Raw genomic sequence first — 680 nt, 5'->3', positions numbered from 1 at the left:
ACGGCGGAAGCCACCACGGTCACCGCCGCTCGAAGGCCGACTGTCGTCGCGACGGAACCCACCGCCGGAGCCACCACCACGGTTGTCGTCACGACGGAAGCCACCACGGTCACCGCCGCTCGAAGGCCGACTGTCGTCGCGACGGAACCCACCGCCGGAGCCACCACCGCGGTTGTCGTCACGGCGGAAGCCACCACGGTCACCGCCGCTCGAAGGCCGACTGTCGTCGCGACGGAACCCACCGCCGGAGCCACCACCACGGTTGTCGTCACGACGCGGCCCCCGGTCGCGGTCGCCACCGCTCGTAGGCCGGCCGTCCTCGCGACGGAAGCCACCACGGTCGCTGTCCCGGCGCGGGCCACCGGACCGATCGTCGCGACCACCCCGGAAGCCGCCCCGGTCACCACCGTCCCGGCGACGCGGCTCGCGCTCCGAACGATCGTCGGGAGAGTTGGTGGACATTGGTGGAACTCCTGTCTTCGGGTACTACAGACATTCTCGCGCAGCCGGGCATCCGACGCGCTTCGACAAAACAAAAGGACCCTTGGTCCCAGCATGAACGCTGGGACCAAGGGTCCTTGAAAGATTGTTCGGCGGCGTCCTACTCTCCCACAGGGTCCCCCCTGCAGTACCATCGGCGCTGAAAGGCTTAGCTTCCGGGTTCGGAATGTAACCGGGCG

General features: G+C 68.5%; 1 rRNA gene and 1 pseudogene. Both read right to left on the bottom strand.

The window, feature by feature from the left end:
* Positions 1 to 299: pseudogene (locus ACFVXE_RS39200) on the bottom strand (hypothetical protein); the annotation flags it as partial.
* A 289-nt stretch (positions 300 to 588) separates the two neighbouring features.
* Positions 589 to 680: ribosomal RNA gene (gene rrf, locus ACFVXE_RS39195) — 5S ribosomal RNA — on the bottom strand; the annotation flags it as partial.

This window comes from Streptomyces sp. NPDC058231, from assembly GCF_042882275.1.
In the GTDB taxonomy this organism is placed as follows: Bacteria; Actinomycetota; Actinomycetes; order Streptomycetales; family Streptomycetaceae; genus Streptomyces.
This window is presented reverse-complemented; position numbering and strand designations above follow the sequence as displayed.